Source organism: Terasakiella pusilla DSM 6293, from assembly GCF_000688235.1.
GTDB classification, from domain to species: Bacteria; Pseudomonadota; Alphaproteobacteria; order Rhodospirillales; family Terasakiellaceae; genus Terasakiella; species Terasakiella pusilla.
In genome coordinates this window covers 39390-65973 of sequence record NZ_JHYO01000009.1, presented here as the reverse complement: position 1 = coordinate 65973, position 26584 = coordinate 39390, and the positions used below count along the sequence as shown (strand labels likewise).

Sequence of the window (26584 nt, the reverse complement as noted above, 5' to 3'; positions counted from 1 at the left end):
ATTTAAATGTATCATCAATATAACATTTGAATGTATTGTGGAGTTGATTGCAAATGACTACCCCCCAAACCTTGTTCGATAAAGTTTGGCAGGCTCACGAGATTAAACGTGATGAGACAGGTCAAAGTTTGCTTTGGGTCGATCAGCATTTCGTCCATGAAGGCTCGTTTCATGCTTTCTCCCAAATTGACGGGCGCGGACTGACGATCCCTTACCCACAAAAGACATTAGGCATCGCGGACCATTATGTCCCGACCCATGCCCGCACATTAGATAGTGTTGCTGACAAAATCGCCTCTGTCATCAAAACGCTGGAAAATAATACGACCAAGCACGGCATTGAACTGGTTGGTCTGGAAAGCCCCAACCAAGGGATCGTCCATGTGGTCGGTCCGGAACTGGGCCTGACGCAACCCGGCTTGATTATGGTCTGCGGTGATAGCCACACGGCTACACATGGGGCCATGGGCGCCATCGCCTTTGGCATCGGTGCCTCTGAAGTGGCGCACGTACTTGCCACGCAAACCATTTGGCAAACCAAACCGAAACAAATCCGCATTACCTTTAACGGCAAGCTGGCCCACGGGGTCACGGCCAAAGACATGGCACTGCACTGGATTTCTCAGTATGGGGCAGATGCCGCACGCGGTTGTGCCATTGAATATGCCGGCGAAGCCGTCGAAAATCTATCCGTCGAAGCACGCATGACTTTATGCAACCTGTCCATTGAGGCAGGCGGGCGCATCGGCATGATCGCACCGGATGATAAAACCATCGCCTTCCTAAAAGACAAACCACGCAGCCCGAAAGGGGAAGCCTGGGCAGCAGCGTGCGCGTACTGGCAAGGCCTTAAAACTGATGACGGCGCAAGCTTTGATCGAGAGATCGTCATTGACGCGGGCGAAATTGCCCCAACGGTCACATGGGGTGTCTCCCCGGAAGAAGGTTTGCCCATCACGGCCCATTGTCCCGACCCGAAGACCCAAACAGACCAAGGTAAAGGCCGCCAAATCGCTGATAGCCTTGCCTACATGGGGCTAACAGCAGGGCAAGCTTTGGAAGAGATTGCCATTGATCGCATCTTCATCGGGTCTTGCACAAATTCCCGCATTGAAGACCTGCGCGCCGCTGCTGTTGTCTTAAAAGGACAAAAAAGCAAAGTGCCCGGCATTGTGTCCCCCGGCTCCACCGACGTTAAAAAACAAGCCGAAGCCGAAGGTCTGGACAAAATTTTTACCGACGCTGGATTGGAGTGGGTTGAATCGGGCTGTTCCATGTGCGTTGGCATGAATGGGGATATCGTCGCACCCGGCGAGCGCTGTGCCTCGACCTCCAACCGGAACTTTAAAGGCCGTCAGGGGCCGGGGTCACGCACCCATCTGATGTCCCCTGCCATGGTCGCTTGGGCGGCTGTAAACGGCAAACTCAGTGATATTCGCAACTTCAACACAACGGGAGAGCTGTGATGGAAGCCTTTACCAAAATCAAAGCCCCGGCCTGCCCGCTTGATCTTGCAAACGTAGATACGGACCAACTGATCCCCGCGCGCTTTATGAAAGAGCCGCGCAGTGTGGGGTACGATAACTTTTTACTTTACGACCTTCGTTTTGATGCAAAGGGCGATCCGATTTCAGACTTTGTGCTGAACACGGATACGGACCAGAGCTGCAAAACGATTGTCTCTCGTCGAAACTTCGGGGCGGGTTCCTCGCGTGAAGCGGCTGTCTATGCCCTTGTGGACTATGGCATCCGCTGCGTCGTTGCCCCAAGTTTTGGCGATATTTTTTCCTCCAATTCAGTCAATAACGGGCTGGTTCCTGCCATCGTCAGCGAAGACGATTGCGACCGCCTGTTTGCGGCCCTGAACGGGAAGGTGAGGGAAATGTCTGTCGATTTAGCAGAACAAACTGTGTCGATAGGTGAAGTGAGCGTTTCTTTTGACATACGACCCGTCTGGAAAAAGAAACTATTGAACGGCTGGGATGATATCGACTTAACCCTTCAGGAAGCCAAGCATATTCAAAGCTTCCAAGAGGGATATTTCAGTCGTTTTAATTGGCTTTCCAGTTTTAAAACGTCGGCCTGATAACAAAGCCGACATTTAATTTAGCAGGAGATAAATCGTGAAAAAACTAACTCGTATTGCGGCAGGTCTTGCCATCGCCGTGGGGACTTTCTCCTCACAAGCGGCTTTGGCGGTCGACAGAGTAACAGCCGTCCACGCATTCCCTTCGTCTTTGATTTACACCAAAAGCTTCCTGTCCTTCGTGGACAAGGTAAACGAAAATGGTAAAGGCGTTGTTGAAATCGTCGTACGTGGCGGACCGGAAGCAATCGGCCTTGCCCAACAACCAGAAGCGGTTCGTAATGGTGTTGTCGATATGGCCTACACTGCAGCTAGCTTCTATGCTGGTACAGTCCCGGAACGTGATGCGCTTGTTGCCTCCAACGCCAATGCTGAATATGCCCGTAAAAACGGCGGTCTGGACCTGTTGAACCAGATCCACCAAGAAAAAATGGGCGTTTACTACCTCGGTTGGTTTGACAGCGGTGTGAGCTACAACCTCTACACTGTCAACGAGCCGAAATTCACAGACGGTAAAATCGACGTGACGAACATGCGTCTGCGCAGCAACCCGGTTTATGATGCTTTCTTTAAAGACTACCTGAAAGCACAGCCGATCAACCTGCCGACAACTGACGTTTATTCTGCCCTGGAACGTTCTGTTGCCAACGCAACAGGCTGGACACAAATCGGCCTGAAAGACCTTGGTTGGGACAAGTTCCTGAAATACCGCGTCGGTCCTGACTTCTTCTCAACTGACATGGGCGTCATCGTTAACCTTGATGCTTGGAACGAGTTGAGCGACGCTGCGAAAAAAGTCTTGCAAGATACAGCGATCCAGCACGAAATCGAAAGCTCTAACGAGTTTGCGAAACTGGCTGAAGAACAAGCTGCTGAACTGAAAGCCAATGGCATGACATTCGTGTCCCTGCCGGGTAATGGTGATGCAGAGTTTGAAAAAGCTGCCAAAGAAGCAACTTGGGCCCGCATGCGTGAACAAATGGAAAAACACCCGACGAAGCTGACGCATTACAATGCGCTTATTGAAAAATTCAATAAATAAGGGTCACCCCTTGTAAGTTTCAAAAAGTTCCTTTCCTAATAAAGAGGTTTGAGTGCAATACCTCAAACCTCTTTTAGGATAAAACAGCGGGAAAAACAGTGAACACTTTCTTTCGATATATAAAATGTAGCTATGACGGTTTAATCAACCTCATGGCGCTGATTGCCGCTTTGATGCTGGTTTGGCTCATGGTCGCAATTGTTGTTTCGGTTCTCATCCGCAATATCGGATTTCAACCGTCAGCATGGTTTTTCCTGTCAACGGAATACTCGATTTATTATTTAACGCTTTTGGGCACGCCGTGGCTGATCCGTATGAAGGGTCAGGTTCATATTGAACTTCTTACCTCGTTGCTGTCCCCTCTCCTTTTACAAATAGTCAGCCGTACCGTGGCGATTCTTGCCACACTCATCTGTATCGTTCTCGCCTGGAAAGGTCTGGACCTGATGATGGTAAATATCGAACGTCAAGACTATGACGTGCGCGCTTTCTTCGTTCCCAAGTGGGTCCTGACCGTGGTGTTCCCAATCAGTTTCACCGCAATGGCAATCGAATTCAGCCGCTTTATTTTCGGTAAAGATATTATTCATAGCGGTGAAGCAGGGATTAACGAATGATGGAATGGTATTGGGCGCTTAGCTTTCTGTTAGGCCTTGTTCTCTTATTTATGGCAATCGGCACCCCGATCGCCTTCGGTTTTCTGGGCGCAAACATTATCGGTGCCTGGGTCTTTATGGGCGGTGAAGCCGGTATTACACAATTGCTGGACAACGGCTTTGGGGCTTTATCCAAATTCAGCCTTGTGCCGATCCCCCTCTTTCTGTTGATGGGTGAGCTGTTCTTTAGAACAGGGCTTGGCATGCAAATGTTCAACGCCATCGACCGGTTGATGGGTCGTATTCCGGGTCGTCTGTCCTATGTGACCGTCCTCGGTGGCACCGCCTTTTCCACACTCAGCGGATCTTCCATGGGCTCAACCGCCCTTCTCGGTTCCCTCTTGGTGCCGGAAATGGAAAAACGCGGGTACAAAAAACATATGTCCATCGGCCCGATCTTGGGCACAGGTGGTCTGGCGATCATTATCCCGCCATCTGCGCTTGCCGTTCTTTTGGCAACATTGGCGAAGATCGACATCGGCAGCCTGTTGATTGCCGGGATCGTACCGGGCTTCATCTTGGCAGGCATGTATATGTTTACGGTCTGGCTACAAACCAAAGTCGATCCAGACGCAGCCCCTGCCTATGATGTAGATTATGTCCCGTTTAAGGAAAAGATGCGTCTGTTGTTCGTCAACATCATCCCGATGATCAGTATTATGGTCGTTCTGGTAACGATGATGCTGACAGGCCTTGCAACCCCGTCTGAATCTGCTGCTTTTGGGGCGTTGGGCGTGATCATTCTCGCCCTGATCTACCGCCGTATGAACTGGACAGCCTTGAAAGAGTCCGTTGTCGGTGCCCTGAAAGTGACTTTGATGGCCTACATCATCGTCTTTGGCTCTGCCACATTCAGCCAACTGTTGGCCTTCTCTGGGGCGTCCAGCGGGTTGATCCATTGGGCAACCAGCTTCGAACTTGCCCCCTTGATGACCTTGCTGGCCATGTTTGGTGTGCTGTTGCTGCTGGGTACGTTCATGGAACAGATTTCCATCATGATGCTGACCGTGCCGTTCTTCTTCCCGTTGGCGGCGACACTTGGCTTTGATCAGGTCTGGTTTGGGATCATCGTTCTGCTGGCACTGGAAATCAGCTTCAGCACGCCACCTTTGGGATTGTTGCTGTTCGTGATGAAAGGCGTCTCGCCCAACACATCCATGTCGGTGATTTATAAATCAGCTATTCCATACATTGGATGTTCACTACTGTTGGTCGCGATCTTGATCATGTTCCCGCAGATCACCCAGTGGCTACCGGAACTCATGAAATAAGGGACATACTCCCTACCCGATTTATCGGTTCCCCCCGCGCCGTCCATTGATGTTTCCCCAAACATTGGTCGGCGGCGCACCCCTTTTTAAAGGTAGGTATCTAGGCTGAGCAGATGATCCAGATGGGGTTTTGCGATCGGACCATCCAAGTTTGCCCCCGTTCTCAACAGACCTTTGACGAAGTCACGCACATGCTTATCCATCCATGTGCGGGCCTGTTCCACATCCTTGGTCTTTAAGGCTTCGAACATTTTTTTATGGGCATCCAACAGACGCGACGGTGCTTCCGGCACCGCTTCAAAGATATATTGTGTCGCCGGATAGATCAGCAGGCCCGCAGGCTCGCGCGCAAGCAGGAAGACTTTATTGTCCGCCGCTTCTGCGATCAGGGAATGGTATTCCATATCCAGTTTCGACAACATATCACGATCCTCAAGCAATTCTTCTGTTTGCTCGATATTCTTTGCCATCCGGTCGAGCTGCTCGTTGGTGATATTTTTCGCCGCCATGGCAATGGTGTTAGGTTCCAGAATTTCCAGCGTTTCCACCAGTTCTCTAAATGTGACTTTATGCAGAACAAGTGAGCGGCTGATCCGGGTTGCCAATTTATCATACCCCGGCAAGGACACATACAAGCGACGCTTTTCCCCCCGACGCAACATCCCGCTTTGTTCCAGAAGTCGTATTCCTTCGCGCACCGTCGATCGATTAACCCCAAACTGGGCGACGAGGTCGGCTTCGGTCCCGATCGGTTCTTCCGGTTTAATCTCGCCCTTCATAATCTGCGCTTCGATTGCGTCCGCAACTTGACGGTAAGCCGGTAGGATTTCGATCTTCTCAAATATGTTCTGTTTCATAGGTAACCTAGAGGTTGTCATTGGACCTTTATAGCAGGTAATGCGCGGCCCTTTGTCGCAATATAGTTAGGGTTTTTGCAAATGTCATTCAAAGTTTGCATAGAATCGCTCAATTGTCCGACAATTGGACCGAACCGTTTAGTCCTCTTTTCCAAATTCATAATTTCAAAACCCGAAGCAATCAGCGGCATCGCTGCGCTGCACATAAACTTGTTCAAAAAAACGCTTGTCAGCCGAACATTTTATCGTAAAGTCCAATTGTCCGACAAATGGACGAACCAAACATACTTAAAACCGATAAAAAAACAGGGAGGACTGAGTATGTTTCAAAAGTTATCAGTTCAACCTGCGTATAATCAGGTGATTGAAGCGATTGAAATTAAGATTTTAAGCGGGGAACTCTCGCTTGGAGATCAGATCGGCACAGAGGCAGAACTGGAAGAACAGTTCGGCCTAAGCCGTAATTCAATCCGCGAAGGTGTGCGGGTTCTGGAACATATGGGATTGCTGACCCGTGAAAAGGGGCGTCGCCTCAGTGTGGGTCAGCCCAAAAGCAGCTTTATCAATGAACATATCAGCCGTTCACTCATTATGCAGCGCGTGACCTACCGAGAACTGGTGGAACATCTGTGCTATGTGGAGATGGCTTCCATCGACAGCGCTTTGCAACGCGGGTCCGAAAAGCTGCTGGAAAAACTGCATCAGAACCTTGCTGAAACCGAAGCCAATCTGGACGCACCGGAAATACTGGCGCGGCTGGATATGGAATTTCATACCATGCTGGCCCATGCCACCAACAATAACGTGATGATCATGTCCTACGAACCAGTCGGACAACTCATCTACGCCTCTACCCAGCAGATTTTCGAGAACACCGAAATCGGGGCCAAACGCCTGCTGGAAGCCCATTCCATTCTCGTGTCCGCACTGGAAAACAAGGATAGGGACAAAGCCTTTCACTGGATGAAAAAGCACATTCTGGACTTTGAAAAAGGTCTGGAAGGCGCCGGTGTCAATTTTGACGCACCAGTAAATCCAAAATACTGGATGGAAAAATAAACAGGGAACGATCTGGAATACAAAAATGCAAATGTCGCAAGTATCAGAACAGGAAGTCTCCCCCACCCTTCACACCGAAGGTCGGGAAATATTGGGTGTCCAAGGCCTCTCCTTGGCCTTTGGCGGGGTGAAAGCCCTGTCCCATGTTTCTTTTAGTGTGAAAGAAGGCTCCATTACTTCGGTAATCGGGCCGAACGGTGCGGGGAAGACATCGCTTTTCAACTCAATCTCCGGCTTTTATACGCCCAATGAAGGAACGGTAAAATTCCTCGGGCAAACGATGAACAATGTTCCGGCACCGGATCGTGCCGAGTTGGGGATGGCCCGTACCTTCCAGAACATCGCTCTGTTTAAAGGGATGACCGTGCTGGACAATATCAAGCTTGGCCGTCACGCCCATATGAAGACAAATCCGCTGGACGCCCTGTTATATTTTGGTCGCGCCCGCCGCGAAGAAGCCGAGCTGCGCAAGGAAGTTGAAGAAAAGATCATCGACTTTCTAGAGATTGATCACATCCGTAATCAGTCCGTCGCGGCCTTGTCCTATGGTTTGCAAAAACGCGTCGAACTCGCCCGCGCCCTTGCCATGAAGCCAAAAATCCTTCTGCTGGACGAACCTGTCGCAGGCATGAACCGTGAAGAAACGGAAGATATGGCCCGCTTCATTCTCGATGTGAAGGAAGAATGGGGCGTGACCGTTTTAATGGTGGAACACGATATGGGGCTGGTCATGGACCTATCCGATCATGTGGTCTGTATCAACTTCGGTCAGGTTATCACCGAAGGCCTGCCCCATGAGGTGCAAAGCCATCCCGATGTGATCTCCGCTTATCTTGGGTCCGGCGATGTTGCCGCTTTGCGTAAAAAATTCAAAGAGGGGAAATAACGGTTATGGATTGGTTGTTCTTCTCCGAAATCGGTCTGGCGGGTCTGGGCAGTGGCGGTTTATACGCTCTGACAGGTCTTGCCCTCGTCCTGATTTACAAAGCCACCCGTGTGGTCAACATGGCGATTGGCGAAATCCTGATGCTCGGTGCCTACGTCTTTATGGGATTTAGTGCCGGTCTGGCCTTGCCGATCTGGGCCAGCATCATCTTGGCAATCCTTGTCACGGGCCTTGTCGGCGGTGTGGTGGAGCGTGCGATCATTCGTCCCATGTTGGGCGAAAGCGCGATCTCCATCTTTATGATCACCATTGGCCTTGGCAGTGTCCTCATTGGGGTTGTTGAGATCATCTGGGGGGCAAACCCGCAGCGTCTCATCGAATTTATGCCGAAAGACCCGATCTTTATCCTTGATGCCTATCTCTCGCCCAAAGTTGGCTATGCCTTCTTGATCGCCGCTATCGTTGTCGGCCTGTTCCTGATCATCTTCAGAACATGGCGCGGTGGGGTTGCCTTGCGGGCAACGGCTGGCGATCAGGCCGCAGCCTATTCCATGGGGATCAACGTTCCCAAAGTCTTTTCCTCCGTTTGGGTGCTGACCTCCATGATCGCAGCTGGTGCGGGTATTCTGGTCGGTTCCATCGGTGGGATTTCACCTGACATGGGTGTCTATGGCCTGTCCGTCCTTGTGGTCGTCATTGTGGGCGGTCTGGACAGTCTGCTGGGGGCCCTCATCGCCGGTATTCTGGTCGGCCTGATTGAAACTTACGCCGGGGCTTATCTGGGGGGGGAATTTAAGATGCTCGCGACCTTTATGTTGCTGGTCGTTGTCCTTGTCATCCGTCCGTATGGGCTTTTCGGTACACATGAAATTGAACGGTTATAAGTAGATGCGTATTGGTACAGTAAAAGAAAGTTATATCGCCGATGCGGCGTTATTCGACACGAAAGTGCAGCGGGGCTGGATGTTTGCCCTTCTCGCAGGATTGCTTCTGCTGCCGTTCTTCACCGGACAATATGCCAGCTATCTGGTCTGCCTTGTCCTGATCAACATTGTCTCCACAGCGGGACTGAACATTCTGACAGGCTTTACCGGATTGGTGAGTCTGGGTCAGGCCGCCTTTATGGGCGTCGGCGCATACACCGTTGCCCTGATGGAAATTAAGCTCGGCACGCCATTCCTGCTCAACCTATTGGTTGCGGGTGGCTTGGCTGCTGTGATCGGGATTGTCGTTGGCCTGCCAAGTCTGCGCGTCAAAGGGCTTTATCTTGCCATTGCCACCATTGCGGCATCCGTCATCCTGCACTTTGTCTTTGCCAACTGGACATCGGTCACAGGTGGTGTCTCCGGTCTTTCCATGCCACCGGCATCCTTGTTCGGCTTTGAATTTATCCAACCGGATCAAGTCTACTGGATCATCATGCCGATCACTGTGATCATGCTGTTTGGGGCGGCAAACCTGTTTCGCACCCGCATTGGACGCGCCTTTATCGCCATCCGTGATCGCGATATCTCCGCAGAAGTTTTGGGCATCCGCCTGCTGCGCTACAAGCTGTTAAGCTTTGCGATCTCTTCCTTCTACGCAGGGGTTGCAGGTGGCTTGTGGGCATACTTCTTCCGCGTTGTCACACCGGAAAGCTTCCCGCTGACCATGTCGATCTTCTTCCTTGCCGCCATTATCGTTGGCGGGATGGGTTCCATCCTTGGCAGTGTTTTGGGCGCGGTCTTTATGACTATGGTGCCGGAAGTGCTGAAAATGATGGTCGGCGTTCTCTCCCCCATCTGGCCGGATGCGGTCGCGGTTATGTCGCCGGTGCGGATCATCGTCTTTGGCGGACTGATTATCATCTTCCTTATTTTCGAACCTGATGGATTAGCCGAAATATGGCGCAATATCAGACGGTTCTTCCATCTCTGGCCGTTTAAGACCTGAGATCAACAAGACCAAAAAATGTCAAAAACTATCATTTAAAAAGCAACCTGACAGGGAGTATCAAATGTCAATTCTAAAGGTAGCAAAACGTGCCACAGGGGCACTTCTGGCAGCCGGTCTGATCACCGGTGCCGCACAGGCATCCGATAAAAAGGATATCGTACTGGGTGGGTCCATTCCGTTGACAGGCGTCTTTGCCTTCGCCGGTGTCGGCATCCACGCTGGGATCACAGACTCGGTTAAGATCATCAACGATGCCGGTGGGATCGAAGGTCACAAACTGGTCTACGTTCCCGAAGATACAGCCTACAAAGTGGATGCATCCGTTGCGGCTTACAACAAAATCACCAGCCAGCATGATGTGAACCTCTATTACGGGGACTCCACCGCCTTTTCGAAGACAATCTCCCCAGAACTGGATCGCTCCGGCAAGACGTTGATGACGGGTGCATCTTTCGCATCAGAACTCAACGACCCTGAAAAATACCCGAACATCTTCATCCCGGGGCCAACCTATGTGGATATGGTCGGCATCTTGATGAAGCACATCGCCAACGAAAAGCCGGGCGCGAAAGTGGGGCTGGTGCATTCTGAAACAGAATTTGGCCGCGATCCGGTTGAAGGCGCAAAAGCTACAGCCAAAGAGCTGGGCCTTGATCTGAACCTGGTGATCTCCACCGCACCGGGTGGTGTGGATGTCTCAACTGAAGTGTTGAAAATGCGTCGTGCGCGTCCTGATTACGTGATCTTCCATGGCTATGTTCTCTCCCCGATCCCTGAATTTATCGGTCAAGCCCGTTCTATGGGGCTGGACACAAAGTTCATGGGGACATTCTGGTCCATGGATAACCAGATGGTTGGTAAAATGGGCGAGATCGCAGACGGCTTTATGGGTGTGATGCCTTACAACTACTACTACACCGAAGCTGAAAACGCACCGATGCTGGAGAAAATTCGCTCCATGCGCGACACGTACCAGAGCAACGCCTACATGCAAGGTTTCTTCAGCACCATCATGATGGCAGAAGCAGCCCGTAACGTCATCAAAGCCGGTAAAGAACTGAACGGCCCGAACCTGCACGAAGGTCTGGAAGCCATTAAAGACTTCGATACAGGTGGCTTGATGGGTATTCCGGTCACTGTAAAAGGCAACTCTGTGCCGATCGGTCGCGTTTACCAATATGACCTGTCCAAAAAACAAATGGTTCCGTCATCTGACTGGATCCGTCTGGACTAAGGAGAGACTAAATGACAAGCGCAGATCCAATTCTGGACATTCGTAATATCGAAGTTGTGTATAACAACACCATTCAGGTATTGCGCGGCTTGTCCCTGTCCGTGCCAAGGGGGGCGATTGTCGCCCTCCTCGGTTCCAACGGGGCTGGGAAATCAACCACACTCAAAGCCATCTCCCGCTTGCTGGAGCTGGAAAAAGGCGAGCTGAATTCAGGGGAAATCCTGTTTGACGGGCAATCCGTCAAAGGCGACAAACCACACGAACTGGTACGCCGTGGCCTGTTTCATGTCATGGAAGGCCGCCGCGTCTTTGAAGACCTGACAGTTGAAGAAAACCTCACGGCCGCCACCTACGCCGACGATCTGATCGAAGCCAAAAAACGTTTCGAGCTGGTCTATGAATATTTCCCGCGGCTGTACGAACGCCGCGACGGTCTTGCCGGCTATCTGTCCGGTGGGGAACAACAAATGCTCGCGATCGGGCGCGCCCTGATTGCCAACCCGAAAATCATTTTGCTGGATGAACCTTCCTTGGGTCTGTCCCCGCTTTTCACCGAAGAGATTTTCAGCATCATTGCCCGCATCAATAACGAACAGGGCACCTCCATGTTGCTGGTCGAACAAAATGCCGCCATGGCCTTTGCCGTCTCCGATTACGGCTACATCATGGAAACCGGCAAGATCGTGCTCGACGGGCCGACCGACGTGCTGACCAATGATGCCGATGTGCAGGAATTTTACCTTGGTATGGGCGGACATGGGGAAGAAGAAAACAAATCCTTCCGCGATGTAAAACACTACAAGCGCCGTAAGCGTTGGCTTTCTTAAAGCAAGAACGGAAACAGTATTAAGATGAATGCGATGATGACAATTCCCGAATTAACCGTCCCACAGATGTTGAAAAGCCATGCTGACACCAACCCGAACGGGGTGGCTTTGCGTCAAAAAGACCATGGCATCTGGCAGCCGATTACATGGCGCGATTACTATTATCGCAGCTGCTGCTTTGCCTTGGGCCTGCGCGAACTGGGCGTAACCAAAAAAGGCCATCTGGGTATCCTGTCGGAAAACCGCTGGGAATGGGTCACCGCACAAATGGGGGCCAACATTCTGGGCGCAATCTCCGTCGGTGTCTACCCGACCAGCCCCGCTGAAGAAGTATCCTATGTTCTGGAACATGCGGACGCTGAAGCCGTGGTCTGTGAGGATCAGGAACAAACCGATAAAATTCTGGATAGCTGGGATCACCTGCCCAAAATCCACAAGATCATCGTGATGGAGAAAAAAGGGTTTCGCGCCTACCCTGCCGACAAAGTCGTCCTGTTTGATGATGTGTTGGCAAAAGGGGCCGAACTGATGGCGGCCCACGCGGGCACCCTGGAAGCCGATCTTGCCAAGCAAACCTTGGATGACATTGGCCTGATGGTTTACACATCTGGCTCCACAGGTCGTCCCAAAGGGGCCATGCTGTCCTATAAAAACATGCGCGCCCAAGGCGAAGCCGTGGTGCGCAGCCTGAATGTCAAACCCGGACAGACCTATCTATCTTATCTGCCCTTGTGCCACGTTGCAGAACAGCTCTTGACCGTTTATGGCGCACTTTACGGGGCCTATCAGGTCAACTTCGGGGAATCCATCCGTACTGTCCAAGAAGACGTGCGCGAAGTTGCCCCCGACTTTTTCCTCGGCGTGCCACGGATTTGGGAAAAGCTACAAGCCACCATCCATATTAAAATGGTCGAAGCGGGCGGCTTGCGCTATTCACTATATGAAAAAGCCTTAAAATGGTGCGAACCGTTCAGCCTCACGCCCCCTGAAAAACGCAGCCTGTCCGATAAGATCAAGTTCCAGATTTGTTACTGGCTGTTCTTCCGCGCGTTGCAAAATTTTGTAGGCTTGCGCAAATCCCATATCGTGCTCAGCGGTGCGGCCCCTGTCTCGCCGTTTATCCTCAACTTCTTCCGCACCATCGGCCTGCCCTTGGTGGAAGTTTATGGACAAACGGAAACCACAGGCATGGTCACCGCCCAGCGCATGGATAATCTTGTCCTTGGCACGGTGGGCGAAGTGGTCCACGGCGCAGAAGCCAAGACCGATCCGGCAACCGGCGAATTGTTGATCAAGTCCGACCTTGTCTTTTCCGGTTACTATAAAAACGCCGAAGCGACCGAAAAAACCATCGTCGATGGCTGGTTGCATACGGGGGACGTGGTCGAGATCAAGGACAATCAAATCAAGATCGTGGATCGCCTAAAAGACATCATGATCACTGCGGGCGGTAAAAACCTTAGCCCGACAGAGATTGAAAACACCATGAAGGCAAGCCCCTACATCAAAGAATGTATTGTCATCGGGGAACAACGCAAGTTTGTCTCTGCCCTCATTCAGATTGATGCGGAAACCGTGGGCCAATGGGCAGAAACCCAGCAGATCCCTTACACCAACTTCAAAAATCTGGCGGAAAACCCCGCCATCCGTGAGCTGATCCAGCAAGCGATCAATGAGGGGAACGCAAAAATGGCCTCGGTTGCCAATATCCGCAAGTTCCACATCCTGACCAAAGAACTGGATCATGATGACGGGGAAGTGACCGCGACCATGAAGATCAAACGCAGCAGCATCACCGACAAATACACGACCGAGATTGAGGCCATGTACGCCTGACCCTCGGCCCGCACACAGCAAGGAACGTACAATGAGTGAGTATAACGCACCGCTTGACGACATTAAATTTGTCGTCAAGCATCTGGTAGACTTTGCAAAAATTCAGGAAAAATCCGCCAACGATAATCTGGATTGGGATGTTCTGGACGCGGTTTTAGAAGAAGCCGCCAAACTGTCCAAAAATGTCCTCGCCCCGCTGAACATGGTTGGCGATACCCAAGGATCACGCATCGAAGACGGTAAAGTCATCACCCCGGATGGTTGGAAAGAAGCCTATAAGGCGGTGACCGAGGGGGGCTGGATCGGGCTTGGCTGTTCAGAAGAATTTGGCGGTCAGGGCTTCCCCGAAACCATTGCGGGTACGGTGTCTGAAATGTTCCAAAGCGCCAACCTCGCGTTCTCCCTCTGGCCGTTGTTGAACCAAGGCGGCGGCAATGCCATTGAAAACCATGCCTCCCAAGGCTTAAAAGATCTCTACCTGCCCAAAATGTTCAGCGGAGAATGGACAGGCACCATGAACCTGACCGAACCACAGGCAGGATCAGATTTGGCGGCTGTGCGCACAAAGGCTGTACCGAACGGGGATCACTATCTCATCTCCGGCTCTAAAATCTTTATCTCCTATGGCGATCACGATATGGCGGACAATATCGTCCATCTGGTGCTCGCCCGTACCCCCGATGCACCGGAAGGTGTGCGCGGTATCTCCCTATTTATCGTGCCGAAAATTCTGGTAAATGAGGATGGCAGCTTGGGTCAGCCCAACGATCTGCGCGCCGTCTCGCTGGAACATAAAATGGGTATCCACGCCAGCCCGACCTGCGTCATGGCCTATGGCGATAACGACGGGGCCATCGGCTATCTGGTCGGGGAAGAAAACCGCGGGCTGGAATATATGTTCGTGATGATGAACCGCGCACGCTTTGAAGTCGGCATGCAAGGGGTTTCCCTCTCCGAACGGGCGTATCAACATGCCCTTGCGTATGCCAAAGATCGCGTGCAAGGCGTCCCCTTTAACGGCAAACCGGGCGACACCATCATCAAACACCCCGATGTGCGCCGCCTGTTGATGCACATGAAAAGCCAAACCCAAGCCATGCGCGCATTGACCTATCTGGGCGGCGCCTTGCTGGACCTTGCACACCTTGAAAGTAATGAGACCCGCCAAAAAGATTATCAGGGCGAAGCAGAATTCCTCACCCCCATCATCAAAGCATGGTGTACGGAACGTGGTCAGGAAATGACGTCCTTGGGCGTACAAATTCACGGTGGCCTTGGCTTTATTGAAGAAACTGGCGCAGCGCAATACTACCGCGACGCCCGCATCACCACCATTTATGAAGGCACAACGGCCATTCAAGCCAATGACTTTGCGTTTCGGAAAACCTTGCGCGATGAAGGTGCGACCGCACGGCGTCTGCTGTCCAAGTGGGAAGGTGAAGTCAAAGCCATCAGTGACCCCGCGTTACAGGTCAATAAGGAAAAGGTGCTCAAGTCGCTGGGATATTGCGCAACCGCCCTTGATCTGTTGAAAAAGCGCGCGGCTGCCAATCCGGCACAGATCGCCAGCACCGCCGTCGCCTATCTGGATATCTGGGGCTACACCATCGGCGCGTACCTGATGGTCAAAAGCGCCGCCATTGCCCAACAAGAACTGACAGCAGCCGATGCGAACAAGCCGTTCCTGACCGCCAAAATCGCCTGCGCAGATTTTTACATTACGCACATTCTGCCCCAAGCAGAAGCAAACCTTAGCATAGTCATGAATGGCGTCGATGCCGTCTGGGGCTTAAGCGATGATCAATTTTAAGTAAACAAATAAAGAATGTGGAGACACCAATGTCCAATATTTCCGATATCGTAATTCTGGATGGCGCCCGTACCGCCGTCGGCACTTTTGGTGGCAGCTTAAGCACCTGCACCCCTGCCGAGCTGGGCACACACGCATCCAAAGCCGCCATTGAAAAGTCCGGCGTCAATGCTGAAGAGATTGAGCACGCCGTCTTCGGTCATATCATTTCCACCGGCACAGCCGATGCCTATCTCTCGCGAGAGATTTCCCTAAATGTGGGCATGAAGCAAAGTTCGGTTGCCTTTCACCTCAACCGTCTGTGCGGGTCTTCCATCCAGTCTTTGATCTCTGCGGCACAAATGCTGGCGCTTGGCGATTGCAAGCTCGCCCTTGCCGGTGGTGCAGAAGTCATGAGCCGTGGTATTTATTATCTGGAAAATGCACGTTTCGGGCAACGTATGGGCGATGGTCGCATGGTCGATATGACCACAGGCATTCTGGCTGACCCGTTTGATAGCGGTCACATGGGCATGACCGCCGAACGTGTTGCTGAACGTTATGGCCTGACCCGCGAACAACTGGACGAATATGCGGTCATGAGCCACCAACGCGCTGCTCACGCGATTAAGGAAGGCTATTTCAAAAGCCAGATCACCCCGGTTGAAGTCAAACAGGGCCGCAAATCCTTTATCTTTGAAGAAGATGAACATGTGCGCCATGACGCCAGCCTTGACGGCATGGCAAAATTGCGCCCCGCCTTTAAAAAAGACGGCGTGGTGACGGCGGGCAATGCCTCCGGCATCAACGATGCGGCCTGTGCCATGGTCATGACAACCGCACAAGAAGCCGAAAAACGCGGCCTGAACCCACGCGCACGCATCGTGTCTTACGGCTTCTGCGGTGTCGCGCCGGAAGTCATGGGCCTTGGCCCCATTGGTGCCGTCCCTGTGGCACTGGAACGTGCCGGCCTGAAACTGGATGACATGGATGTGATTGAGTCCAACGAAGCCTTTGCCGCGCAAGCCATGGCAGTCTCCAAAGACCTTGGGTTTGATCCGGCAAAAGTAAACCCGAATGGCAGCGGCATCAGCTTGGGCCATCCGGTGGGCGCAACCGGGTCCATCATCACCCTAAAAACCCTTTATGAACTGGAACGCATCAATGGGCGTTACGGCCTGATGACCATGTGCATCGGTGGCGGTCAGGGTATCGCAATGATCGTGGAGAAACTTTAATGGCACATTCCATTCAAAAAGTCGGTGTGATCGGTGCAGGCGTCATGGGCGCCGGCATCGCCGCACAGGCAGCAAACGGTGGGGCCGACGTCGTCTTGCTGGATATCGTCCCCGATGGGGTTGAAGACCGCGATGCCATTGCCAAAGGGGCGCGCGAACGGTTTTTAAAAGCCGGTGCCAATGGCGGTTTTATGGGCACAGAAGCCGCAAATCGCCTCAGCGTCGGCAACACCGAAGACCATATGGACCTGTTAAACGATTGCGACTGGATTGTCGAAGTCATCGTAGAACGTCTGGACATTAAACAAGACCTGTTTAAACGCATCGAAGCTGTGCGCAAGGATGGCTCAATCGTTTCGTCCAACACCTCGACCATTCCGCTTAAAAACCTGATGGGCGGCATGCCGGAACGTCTGCGCAAAGACTTTATCGTCACGCACTATTTCAATCCCCCGCGCCACATGCGCTTGCTGGAAATCGTCAAGGGCGAGGACACACAGCAATCCGCCGTGGATCGTGTGGCAGAATTTAATGATGTGCATATGGGCAAAACCGTCATTCATTGCGCGGATCGCCCCGGCTTTATCGCCAACCGTCTGGGGGTCTTCTGGATGCAGGCGGCTGTCTATGAAGCCCAACGCAACGCCCTGAGCATTGAAGATGCAGATGCGATCATGTCCGGCCCCTGTGGCTATCCCAGCACAGGCATTTTTGGTCTGTGGGATTTGTGCGGGATCAACCTGATGCCGGACGTGACCGCCAGCCTTGCCAGCAACCTGCCGGAAACAGACGCTTTTAAACCCTACCAAGACGTCATGCCCGAAGTGATCGAGATGGTGGAAAAAGGCTATCACGGACGAAAAGGTCGCGTCTATCAAGGCTTCTACCGCGTCACCAAGACCGATGACGGCAAACGCTTCAAAGAAACCATCCAGCTGGACACATTGGATTATAAACCCTTTGAAAAATCCACCCTTGCCAGCACCCAGCTTAAAAAAGGTCAGTTAAAAGACCTGATCAACAGCACCGATAAAGGTGGGGTCTATGGATGGAAAGTCCTGTCCCAAGTCTTAAGCTACGCCACAACCTTGGTGCCTGATGTGGCAGGCGATATTACCTCTGTCGATAAAGCCATGAAGCTGGGCTACAACTGGGCCTTTGGTCCGTTTGAGATGATCGACCTGATCGGTACAGACACCTTTGTTGCCCGCCTTGAAGCAGACGGCTTGCCCGTTTCCGACTTCTTAAAAAAGGCAGATGGTCGCGCGCTTTACATTACCGAAAATGGCGTTGAAAAATGCCTGAATGCGAATGGGGAGTACGAAACGGTTGCGCAGGCCGACGGCGTGATGACTCTTGCGGACTTACAGCGCGCCAACGCCCTTGTTAGCAAAACCGATAACCTCAACATCTGGGATTTGGGCGATGATGTCTGGTGCCTTGAATTCCGCACCAAAATGAACACCCTGCCCAAAGATATGTTGCAAGATATTGATGCCACCGTCAAACAGGCCGAACAAGCAGGCAAAGCCATCGTCCTTTATAACGAGGGTCCGGTCTTTGCGGCAGGGGCCAACCTTGCCGACCTGATTGAAAAGGTCGAAGATCGCGCCTTTGTGGAAGATTATATCGCCTATGGTCAGCAAGTCTTTATGCGCCTTAAAAACGCCTCCGTCCCCATCGTCGGGGCACCTGCGGGCCGTGCCTTTGGCGGCGGGGTGGAAATTTTGCTCCATTGCCATGCAGTCCAAGCTCATAGTGAGCTTTATATCGGCCTTGTGGAAAATAACGTCGGCATCATCCCGGCATGGGGTGGCACCAAAGAATTGCTGATCCGCAGTATGGAAGCTTTGGGCAAAGACAATGCCATTGCCCATACTTATAAAGTGATCCAAGGGGCCATGGTGTCAGGCTCCGCGCTGCACGCCCAAGAACTGTGCTACCTGCGCCCCACAGACGGCATCACCATGAACCGCGATCGTTTGCTGATGGATGCGAAAAAACGCGCACTGGAATTGCGCAAAAATCCGTTTAAACCCACCACCCTACCCGCCTTGCCAAAACCGCAAGACCCGGCCTTTAGCGAGGAAGGTTATCAAGCAACATTAGAACGCACGACCTTTGACACCATGCTTGCGTCTGACCATGACGGATGGGAAGATGACCTACTGGCGCGGGAGCTGAAAAACGTTCTCTCCTTGTGCGGTCAACCCCAAGCCATCGCCCGGATGCAACATATGTTAAAAACCGGCAAACCTCTTAAAAACTAAAAATAAACGGGAGTGCTCTGTTTTACGGACACTCCCGCTTTTACGACAGGAGTTCTCATGTCTATCCCTCAACAATTTGAAGGCAAATTAAAGCTCCCTTGCGTTGCCGCGCCGATGTTTTTGGTTTCCGGTCCCGATCTGGTCATTGAAACCTGCAAGTCCGGCGTTGTCGGCACCTTCCCCGCCCTAAACGTGCGCACCACAGAAGGGTTTGAAGACTGGGTCATCCAGATCAAGCAAGCCTTGGCGGACTATGAAAACGAAACGGGTGAGACGGCTGCCCCCTTTGGCGTTAATTTGATTTCCCATCGCAGTAACCCACGACTTGCGCCGGACCTTGCGGTTTGTGTCAAACACGAAGTCCCGCTGATCATCACGTCCCTTGGCGCGGTGGCAAGCTTGGTTGATGACGTTCACAGCTATGGCGGTCTGGTCTTTCATGATGTGATTAACCTGAAGTTTGCCAAGAAAGCCGCTGCTGCCGGGGTCGATGGGCTGATCTGCGTCACCGCAGGCGCGGGCGGCCATGCGGGCACCCTAAGCCCCTTTGCCCTGATTGCCGAAATCCGCAGCTTCTTTGATAAAACCATTTTGCTGGCGGGATGTCTCTCCAAAGGTCATGAGATCGCAACCGCCCAAATGATGGGCGCGGACCTTGCCTACATGGGCACGCGCTTTATTGCGACAAAAGAAGCCGCCGCTGCTGCTGAATATAAAGAGATGATCCTTAATGCAAAGGCCGAAGATATTGTTTACACGGCTAAAATTTCTGGCGTGAATGCCAACTTCCTGCTACCAAGTTTGACGCAGGCGGGGATTGATCTAAGCAAAACACCAGAAAAAACCGAGATCGATTTCGGCGCAGAACTGCAAGTGGATGAAAAGGAAAAAGCACAAGGCGCCTGGAAGCATATCTGGTCTGCGGGGCAAGGGGTCGGCTCCATCACGGATACCCCACCTGTCAGCCAACTGATCCAGAACCTGCATCAGGAATATTGTCAGGCCGTTTCATCCCAACAAGAAAGATCCAAGAATTATTTATAAGGTATTCCAAAGATGACAAAAATCGCAACCTACACCCGTCAGGAAAACTTTGGCCTGATTACATTGGACGACGGCAAAGCCAACGCCTTTTCCTTTGAGATGATCAAGCAAGTCAATGACGCACTGGACGAAGCCGAAAAAGACGGTCTTGTGCTGGTCCTTACGGGGCGCGACGGCAAATTCTGTGCAGGTTTTGATCTGGACACCATGAAAGCTGGTGGTGAAGGCAAAGACCGCTTGATGAAAGAAGGCTTTGCCCTGTCCTATCGCCTGCTGAACTGGGCAACGCCAGTTTTGCTCGCCAGTACAGGTCACGCCCTTGCTTATGGCGCGATTTTGCTACTGTCTTGTGATTACCGCATCGCTGAAGACACCAACGCCAAGCTGGGCCTGAACGAAATCGCCATCGGCGTCACCATGCCTGCCTATGGTATCGACCTTGTGCGCGATCGCCTCGCCCTGCCCCATCAAATCCCTGCCCTTGCCTGCAGTGTCCTTTATAGCCCGAAAGAGGCGGTAAACGCAGGCTATCTGGACAAAGTCGTTGCAGAAGGCACCTTGATGGAAGAAGCGGCGAAACTGGCTGGCATGCTCAGCCAAATCGACATGACCGCGCACGCACAAGCCAAACGCGATCTGCGCCGCGCCTTCCTTGACACGCACAAAGCCCTTGGAGCCTAATCATGAGTGATGAAATTGATCTGACGGACCGCGCCAGCTTCAAATACTGGACAAAGGACACGTTCCGTTTTGCCGATCTGGATGCGTTGAACCATTTGAACAATATCGCAACAGCGGTCTATTGTGAAAGTGGACGGGCAGACTTTTTCGTACAAACACTCGGTCATAATTTTGGGGCCAAGCTCAACTGGATGCTGGCAAATATCAACATTACCTACCTGCGTCCGGTGGATTATCCCAACGACATCAACATCGGCACCCGCGTTAAAAAGATCGGCAACAGCTCGATCGTCTTGCAGCAAGGGTTCTTTACGGAGACAGACTGTTTTTCCACCGCAGACAGCGTGCTGGTCTACGCCAGCCTGGAAACAAACAAAAGCGTCCCCCTCACCGATGAGATGAAGGCCATCCTTCAAGACTACACCTAAAAAAATGAGGCCCTTTTCCAGCAATCGGAAAAGGGCTTCTTTTTTGGTCTAGACTTTGCTCAACAAGAGTTCTATTTCCGCCCTTGCCTCGTCAAGGCTTGCCACTTCCTTGCTAAAATCGAGCCGCAGGTTCCGCCCTTTTAAGCGCAGATCGAGCCCATCCGGGTCAATCCGGCTGAGCTCCGCCTCTGGCGCACCTGCCAATCGGCTTGCCAGTGCCTCGTACCCTGCCAACAGCTGATCCTGTTCCTTGGCAAACAAGTCTGCACTGTCCGGCGCACATAAAAAATGATCGCGCTCCACCCAGACCGCCTTGCCAAATCCCCCGACGGAATGCGCCTTTTCCAGCGTAAAGGCATAAAAATTAAAATCATCAAACCCCGCATACATTTGCGCACTGGGATGTTTGGCAAAATATTGCGCTTTTAAAACGTCATCGTCGCAAGGACGCACGGTTCCGACCAAGGTCACCCGCGCACCGGCTTGCGGGTTGCTGCGATGGGAGGCCTGTTCACATAGCAAGGACACACGCGGGTCCTGTTTGGCATTTTGGGTATGATCCGACAAATCGGACCAGAGAAAGATCGGCTCCCCCCGCCATGTAATGCCGATGGAGCCAAAAGAGGTATAGGCATAACCTTCGTTGCGATCTACAGTGCCGATCACGCCAGACACACAGTTGCGCAACACCTTGCGGGCCTCAAAGCCCACTTCGTCGGATGACTGGACAAGGGGGAGTTCTTTTTTCATTATATTTTCCTCACGTATAGGCAAACTTCATGGCGTAGGCATCGGGGATATCAAATGTATCCGCAATCGATCGGGTTTGTAAAACACCTTCGGGCGTGCCAAAAGCAACCGCGCGACCGTTTTTCAAAAACATCACATGATCGGCGTAATGTCTGGCAAGATTCAAGTCATGGACGATCATGCAAACGGCATAGCCCCGCTCATGCGAAAGCTCGCGTGCCAACTCTACAATGTTAAGCTGCTGCTTGAGATCAAGCGCAGACGTCGGTTCATCCAAAAACAGATAGGCGCCCTGCTGATCCCAGATTTGGGCCAGCACACGGGCAAACTGGATACGCTGTTGCTCCCCGCCCGATAGGGTGGAAAACATACGGGTTGAGAGATCAACCGCATCCAAGCGATATAAAATCTCATCCACAATGCGGTGATCATCATGACTTTCGCGATCCACCAAATGGGGCGATCGTCCCATCATCACAATCTCACGCGCGATAAAGGGAAAGGTGATCTGGGCGGATTGCGACAAGACCGCGCGCTTTTTTGACAATTGCAGGATGGAATACTCGTCAATCCCCTGCCCATCAATCTGCACGCGCCCCTGATCCGGCGTCAACGTTCCCGTCAAAACCTTTAACAAGGTGGACTTGCCCGCCCCGTTCGGTCCCAAAATCGCCAACATCTCGCCATGGGACAGGCGCAGGTTGACGTCCTGCAGGATGTGCTTTTCCCCCACACTGTAGGAAATATGCTGTGCTTCAATCATATGCCAAACCTATTTGAAAACTGTCTCACCAAAAGCCACAGGAAGAACGGCCCGCCGATCATGCTGGTCAACACGCCCACCGGCATCTCAGAAGGGGCGACAACCACACGGGCCAACGTATCAGCCAAAATCAACAAAACCGCCCCCAGCACTGCTGCCAACGGGATAAGCTGGCGATGATCAGACGAGATCATCAAGCGGATCAGATGCGGCACCAACAAGCCGATAAAGCCGATCATGCCGCTAACCGCGACACTCGCCCCCACACACAGGGCTGCGCAAATCACCACAACACGCTTTAAATCCTTGGTCTTGACCCCCAGATGCTTGGCCTCATCTTCACCTAACATCAAAACGTTCAGGCTGCGGGCATAGCGCATCAGGATAAAGATGGTCGGCAGGATAATACTGGCCGCCACAATCACCGATGGCCAAAGCGCCCCGCCCAGACTGCCCATGGTCCAAAAGGTAAAGGTGCGCAATTGCTGATCATCACTGAGGTAGGTCAAAAACCCCGTCGCCGCACCGGACAACGCATTGATCGCGATCCCCGCCAGCAACAGATAGGTGACAGAAAATGTCCCCGATGTTGCGGCAATCCGAAAGATCAACAAGGACGCCACTAACCCACCGGAAAACGCAGCGACACTCATCCCGTACAATCCCAAAGTGCCTGCAAATTTACCGCCCAACACGATCAAAACCGCAACCGCCAAAGCGGCCCCGCTAGAGACCCCGATCAAACCGGGGTCTGCCAGTGGATTGCGAAACAGGCCTTGCATGGCCGCACCCGAAACGGCAAGGCCAGCCCCGACCAGCCCTGCCAACAACACCCGCGGTAAACGGATTTGCGTCAGGACGGTTTCCTGCATCTGATCGAGACTATTTGCCAGAATGCCAAAGACCGGAATTTCAATCGCCCCGACACTGACCGCAATCAGGCCAGAACAGACCAATCCCATCAAAAACAAAACGTTCGTCTGGGTCTTCAACACCTGTTGTATAAATCGGTTGGACATGACGGCCTCTTTCATGACTGGCCTGCGCCAAACTGCTGTCGCAATTTCAAGGCCGCCTCAGCGGTGCGCGGACCAAACCCTAACAGGTACAAAGAGTCCATGGCGATGATGCGTTTTTCTTTCGCTGCGTCGGTCAGGTTGACACCGGGGATATCGGCAAAGGCATCCAATCCCCCCGCCTGATCCAGCCCCATATTTGTCACCAGAATATAATCCGGCTGCATTTTAACAGCCGCTTCGGGTGTAAGTGGTTTATAGCCTTCATAATCTGCCACCACATTTTCAGCACCCGCCAGTTTGATGATACTGTCTGCGGCGGTCTTTGTGCCAGCCACCATCGGCGCACCGCCGCCATGTTGCAGGATAAACATCAAACGCGGGACGGTTGCATGTGCGCGAATGGCCGTATTTAGCGCAATCAGGTCCGCATCAATGCGTTTGACCAGCTCAACACCTGCGGCGTCTGCGTTAACTTCGCTTGCAATCTGGATCACATTTTTACGGATATCTTCGATGGTGCGCCCTGCTTTCACCGAAACCAGTTTCACGCCCACCTGTTTAAGCTGCGCCAACACGGGTGGTGGCCCGGCTTCGTCACTTAAAATCACCATATCGGGTTTTAAGGACAACACCCCTTCCACAGATAAAGCACGCATATAGCCGACTTTCTCGGTCTTTGTCGCTTCTTCTGGATAGGTGCTGGTGGTATCCGTGCCGACGATTTTATCCCCCATGCCCAAAGCATACAGAATTTCCGTATTCGCCCCGTCAATGGAGACGATCCGGTTTGCCTCATCTGCCGAAACAGGGGCCACAAAAATGAAAGTAAGCAATAAAAAAAGCGGCAGTCTCATTTCGACATATCCTTTTGCATCAGTATATTGGCGGCATCGATCCCTTGGGATTGCAGGTACGTGAGAACGTTTAACAACCGTTCAATCGACGCCTGTTTATCGCCTGCCACGATCAATTCGTAATCGGGTTTGGCCCGTACAGCCTTGCTGACCCGATCTTTCAGGTCTTCAAGGGTCAAAAATTCTTCCCCGTCCAGCGCATAATTCTGCGGGCGGATTTCAAGCATGATGTGTTTCGGCTCATGTGCCAGCTCCAATTCCTCGCTGACATTTTCCGGCAGGGTCAGTTCCAATGATTGAAACACCGCACCCGCCGTCAAAATAAAAAACACCAGCAGGATAAACAGAATATCCAGCATGGGCGTTAAGTCCGGTGCAATGTCGCTCAACACAGTATCGTCGGTTTCATCCAGCTTGATCATCAGATGTCCTTATATTTTTCCAGCTCATAGGACATAGACAGACGGTTCAGCTTCAGGCAGATTTTGTGCAGCTTGGCATCTGCCAGATACCTAAAAATATACGCTGTCATAATGGCAGGTAAGGCAATCACCAGCCCCACCGCCGTCGTCAGCATGGCCTCCCACAATCCGTCCGCGATCATGTTCGGGGACACTGGACCGGTCTGCATCGCAATCACCTTAAACGCCGTAATGATCCCAAGGATCGTCCCCAACAGCCCCAACAAGGGACTAATCACCGAAATGGTGCGCAACAGATTAATGCCGGAGAAAAAGCTTTTACGAATTTCCTGCACGATCTGGCTTGCAACTTCATCACGCAAGTCTTTGGGGTGGTCTTTCAATCGTTCGATATGACGTGCAACATTGTCATAATAGGATGACCATCTGACACTCAACTTGATGTAAAAGACAAAACGTTCCAGCGCGATGGCGACGACCGCCAGTGCACATAACACCAGCGGCCCTCCCATCAGACCAAGCAAGTCAAACCACGCAGGTAGCTCAAGGTTACTCGGCAGCATTGACCATTTCTTTCTTTGTCAGCGCCTCAACAATCTCGCGCCATTTCGGCAATTCCGGCTGACCTTCCAGACGCTGACCGTAGAAAGTGATGATGATATTGCCGTCTTGATCCACAACTTCCAAAGACGTGACGATCCCGTCTTTGGTCGGTTTTTTGGTCACCCAACTGCGCGCGATCATGTCTTCGTTCAGGTGCAGGTTAAAGTCCGGGTCCAGCACGTTAAACCACGGGCCGCGCTCCATCAATTTGTCAGGGATACTGGTGTTGATCTCAATGCAGCCCTTGTTGCCGACAAAGGACATAATCTCGCACTGTTTTTCTTTTGCCAGCTCCAGCACACGGCGTGCAGAGTCATTTTCAACCGCATAGGCGAAGTCTTCGCCAATTTTGCGAAAAGCCTGCTCGCGGCTGACTTTGTATTTACGCAGCATGGGGTGAAAGTCGTGCACGTCTTTTAGGTTTTCCCAATGATCGCGCAGGCCTTGCCAGTTGACATCGCCATCTTCCTTGGTGGCAGGCTCATCACCCATCGGCTCGACCGCGATACCGGGACATTGATCTTCGGCTTTAAACGTCTCAACCAAGGCCTCATAGGCCGCTTTGTCAGACGTATCTGTCAGATAGATTTTGTGTAGTGCTTCCCCCGCTTGGTTGAAGAATTGCAGGCTGAAGTTTCCTTTCGCAGCATCTTCGACAGCAAACGCAAATTTCCAATGCATCATGATCAAGCGCAGATCGATGCCTTTTTGATCCACAAACAGGCCCATGGACATTTTGCCATGCTTGTAAAAACGCCCGCCTTTGTAAACGCCCTTGCGTTCAATCACACAAGACTCATTGCGGGTCAGGGCCATCAGGCGACCGAGTGGTTCCAGGCTTTGCAGGATCTCTTCCATCTCCGGCTTCAAGCGGATGATTTTGTCACCGACTTGGGCGGCGACCAGCTCTCCTTCAGAAACACCGATTTCCTGTGCGAGATTACGAGCGTACATTTTAGGATTATCAGCTTTGATGGCTGCCATTTTATCCAAAATTTCTTGTGCATTCATGTGAAGTTTCCTTGTTCAAAAAA

At 52.1% G+C, this 26584-nt stretch carries 26 protein-coding genes; 18 read left to right on the top strand and 8 right to left on the bottom strand.

The genetic code is table 11. From position 1 onward, the window contains the following. Positions 1–53: 53 nt before the first annotated feature. The 5 genes from leuC to Q397_RS0107740 all read left to right on the top strand — a co-directional run bounded on the left by leuC (position 54) and on the right by Q397_RS0107740 (position 5055). On the top strand, positions 54–1466 hold the full coding sequence (gene leuC / locus Q397_RS0107760) for a 3-isopropylmalate dehydratase large subunit (RefSeq protein ID WP_028878932.1): 1413 nt from the start codon (positions 54–56) through the stop codon (positions 1464–1466). Next, positions 1466–2086 carry a 3-isopropylmalate dehydratase small subunit gene (gene leuD / locus Q397_RS0107755; protein ID WP_028878931.1) on the top strand — a complete coding sequence of 207 codons (621 nt, stop codon included), beginning with the start codon at positions 1466–1468 and terminating at the stop codon, positions 2084–2086. Before leuC ends, leuD begins: the two co-directional genes overlap by 1 nt. 37 nt (positions 2087–2123) lie before the next feature. Continuing rightward, on the top strand, positions 2124–3128 hold the full coding sequence (dctP, locus tag Q397_RS0107750) for a TRAP transporter substrate-binding protein DctP (protein WP_028878930.1): 1005 nt from the start codon (positions 2124–2126) through the stop codon (positions 3126–3128). A 98-nt stretch (positions 3129–3226) separates the two neighbouring features. Next, positions 3227–3745 carry a TRAP transporter small permease gene (locus tag Q397_RS0107745; RefSeq protein WP_028878929.1) on the top strand — a complete coding sequence of 173 codons (519 nt, stop codon included), beginning with the start codon at positions 3227–3229 and terminating at the stop codon, positions 3743–3745. Further along, the gene (locus tag Q397_RS0107740; RefSeq protein ID WP_205618806.1) at positions 3742–5055 is read left to right on the top strand and encodes a TRAP transporter large permease; all 1314 of its coding nucleotides are present in this window, start codon (positions 3742–3744) and stop codon (positions 5053–5055) included. The genes Q397_RS0107745 and Q397_RS0107740 overlap by 4 nt, the downstream gene beginning before the upstream one ends. An 86-nt stretch (positions 5056–5141) precedes the next feature. On the opposite strand, the gene Q397_RS0107735 is transcribed toward Q397_RS0107740, so the two are convergent. Further along, on the bottom strand, positions 5142–5912 hold the full coding sequence (locus Q397_RS0107735; protein ID WP_028878927.1) for a FadR/GntR family transcriptional regulator: 771 nt from the start codon (positions 5910–5912) through the stop codon (positions 5142–5144). A 321-nt stretch (positions 5913–6233) separates the two neighbouring features. On the opposite strand from Q397_RS0107735, the gene Q397_RS0107730 reads away from it, so the two are divergent. The 13 genes from Q397_RS0107730 (at position 6234) to Q397_RS23990 (ending at position 21139) form a co-directional block, all read left to right on the top strand. After that, the gene (locus Q397_RS0107730; RefSeq protein WP_038013096.1) at positions 6234–6971 is read left to right on the top strand and encodes a FadR/GntR family transcriptional regulator; all 738 of its coding nucleotides are present in this window, start codon (positions 6234–6236) and stop codon (positions 6969–6971) included. Positions 6972–6996: 25 nt separating this feature from the next. Next, positions 6997–7857 carry an ATP-binding cassette domain-containing protein gene (locus Q397_RS0107725; protein ID WP_084148979.1) on the top strand — a complete coding sequence of 287 codons (861 nt, stop codon included), beginning with the start codon at positions 6997–6999 and terminating at the stop codon, positions 7855–7857. Between the two features lie 5 nt (positions 7858–7862). After that, positions 7863–8741: a branched-chain amino acid ABC transporter permease gene (locus tag Q397_RS0107720; protein WP_028878924.1), complete on the top strand. Its 879-nt coding sequence runs from the start codon at positions 7863–7865 to the stop codon at positions 8739–8741. Between the two features lie 4 nt (positions 8742–8745). Then, positions 8746–9789 (top strand): branched-chain amino acid ABC transporter permease, encoded by a 1044-nt coding sequence (locus tag Q397_RS0107715; RefSeq protein ID WP_028878923.1) that lies wholly within the window; start codon positions 8746–8748, stop codon positions 9787–9789. A 64-nt stretch (positions 9790–9853) separates the two neighbouring features. After that, positions 9854–11026: an ABC transporter substrate-binding protein gene (locus Q397_RS0107710; protein ID WP_028878922.1), complete on the top strand. Its 1173-nt coding sequence runs from the start codon at positions 9854–9856 to the stop codon at positions 11024–11026. 11 nt (positions 11027–11037) lie between these two features. Continuing rightward, complete coding sequence (locus tag Q397_RS0107705; RefSeq protein WP_028878921.1) at positions 11038–11853, top strand: ABC transporter ATP-binding protein; 816 nt, start codon at positions 11038–11040, stop codon at positions 11851–11853. 33 nt (positions 11854–11886) lie between these two features. Continuing rightward, positions 11887–13689 (top strand): AMP-dependent synthetase/ligase, encoded by a 1803-nt coding sequence (locus Q397_RS0107700; RefSeq protein WP_038013094.1) that lies wholly within the window; start codon positions 11887–11889, stop codon positions 13687–13689. A 31-nt stretch (positions 13690–13720) separates the two neighbouring features. Beyond that, positions 13721–15499, top strand: coding sequence for an acyl-CoA dehydrogenase family protein (locus Q397_RS0107695; protein ID WP_028878919.1), 1779 nt, complete (start codon positions 13721–13723; stop codon positions 15497–15499). A gap of 29 nt (positions 15500–15528) precedes the next feature. Further along, positions 15529–16716, top strand: coding sequence for a beta-ketothiolase BktB (gene bktB, locus Q397_RS0107690; RefSeq protein WP_028878918.1), 1188 nt, complete (start codon positions 15529–15531; stop codon positions 16714–16716). Next, a complete protein-coding gene (locus Q397_RS0107685) occupies positions 16716–18986 on the top strand; it encodes a 3-hydroxyacyl-CoA dehydrogenase/enoyl-CoA hydratase family protein (RefSeq protein ID WP_028878917.1) in 2271 nt (756 codons plus the stop codon). The genes bktB and Q397_RS0107685 overlap by 1 nt, the downstream gene beginning before the upstream one ends. Before the next feature lie 57 nt (positions 18987–19043). Beyond that, positions 19044–20030 carry an NAD(P)H-dependent flavin oxidoreductase gene (locus Q397_RS0107680; RefSeq protein ID WP_028878916.1) on the top strand — a complete coding sequence of 329 codons (987 nt, stop codon included), beginning with the start codon at positions 19044–19046 and terminating at the stop codon, positions 20028–20030. A gap of 12 nt (positions 20031–20042) precedes the next feature. Further along, entirely contained in the window at positions 20043–20711 is a 669-nt protein-coding gene (locus Q397_RS0107675) for a crotonase/enoyl-CoA hydratase family protein (protein WP_028878915.1), read from the top strand. A gap of 2 nt (positions 20712–20713) precedes the next feature. Continuing rightward, positions 20714–21139, top strand: a complete 426-nt coding sequence (locus tag Q397_RS23990; RefSeq protein WP_051609813.1) for an acyl-CoA thioesterase — start codon at positions 20714–20716, stop codon at positions 21137–21139. A gap of 48 nt (positions 21140–21187) precedes the next feature. Here the strand turns inward: Q397_RS23990 and Q397_RS23985 are convergent, their stop codons facing one another. From Q397_RS23985 to Q397_RS21560, 7 genes are read right to left on the bottom strand one after another with little or no spacing between them, the layout of a single operon-like run. Beyond that, positions 21188–21889 carry a HugZ family pyridoxamine 5'-phosphate oxidase gene (locus Q397_RS23985; protein WP_051609812.1) on the bottom strand — a complete coding sequence of 234 codons (702 nt, stop codon included), beginning with the start codon at positions 21887–21889 and terminating at the stop codon, positions 21188–21190. Between the two features lie 10 nt (positions 21890–21899). Further along, a complete protein-coding gene (locus tag Q397_RS21565) occupies positions 21900–22652 on the bottom strand; it encodes a heme ABC transporter ATP-binding protein (RefSeq protein WP_051609811.1) in 753 nt (250 codons plus the stop codon). Then, a complete protein-coding gene (locus Q397_RS0107655; RefSeq protein WP_028878914.1) occupies positions 22649–23671 on the bottom strand; it encodes a FecCD family ABC transporter permease in 1023 nt (340 codons plus the stop codon). The genes Q397_RS21565 and Q397_RS0107655 overlap by 4 nt, the downstream gene beginning before the upstream one ends. Before the next feature lie 11 nt (positions 23672–23682). Beyond that, positions 23683–24525 carry a heme/hemin ABC transporter substrate-binding protein gene (locus tag Q397_RS0107650; RefSeq protein WP_028878913.1) on the bottom strand — a complete coding sequence of 281 codons (843 nt, stop codon included), beginning with the start codon at positions 24523–24525 and terminating at the stop codon, positions 23683–23685. After that, the gene (locus tag Q397_RS0107645) at positions 24522–24947 is read right to left on the bottom strand and encodes an ExbD/TolR family protein (RefSeq protein ID WP_028878912.1); all 426 of its coding nucleotides are present in this window, start codon (positions 24945–24947) and stop codon (positions 24522–24524) included. The genes Q397_RS0107650 and Q397_RS0107645 overlap by 4 nt, the downstream gene beginning before the upstream one ends. Next, a complete protein-coding gene (locus tag Q397_RS0107640) occupies positions 24947–25510 on the bottom strand; it encodes a MotA/TolQ/ExbB proton channel family protein (RefSeq protein WP_051609810.1) in 564 nt (187 codons plus the stop codon). Before Q397_RS0107640 ends, Q397_RS0107645 begins: the two co-directional genes overlap by 1 nt. Continuing rightward, positions 25497–26561: a hemin-degrading factor gene (locus Q397_RS21560; RefSeq protein ID WP_038013090.1), complete on the bottom strand. Its 1065-nt coding sequence runs from the start codon at positions 26559–26561 to the stop codon at positions 25497–25499. Before Q397_RS21560 ends, Q397_RS0107640 begins: the two co-directional genes overlap by 14 nt. Positions 26562–26584 lie beyond the last annotated feature (23 nt).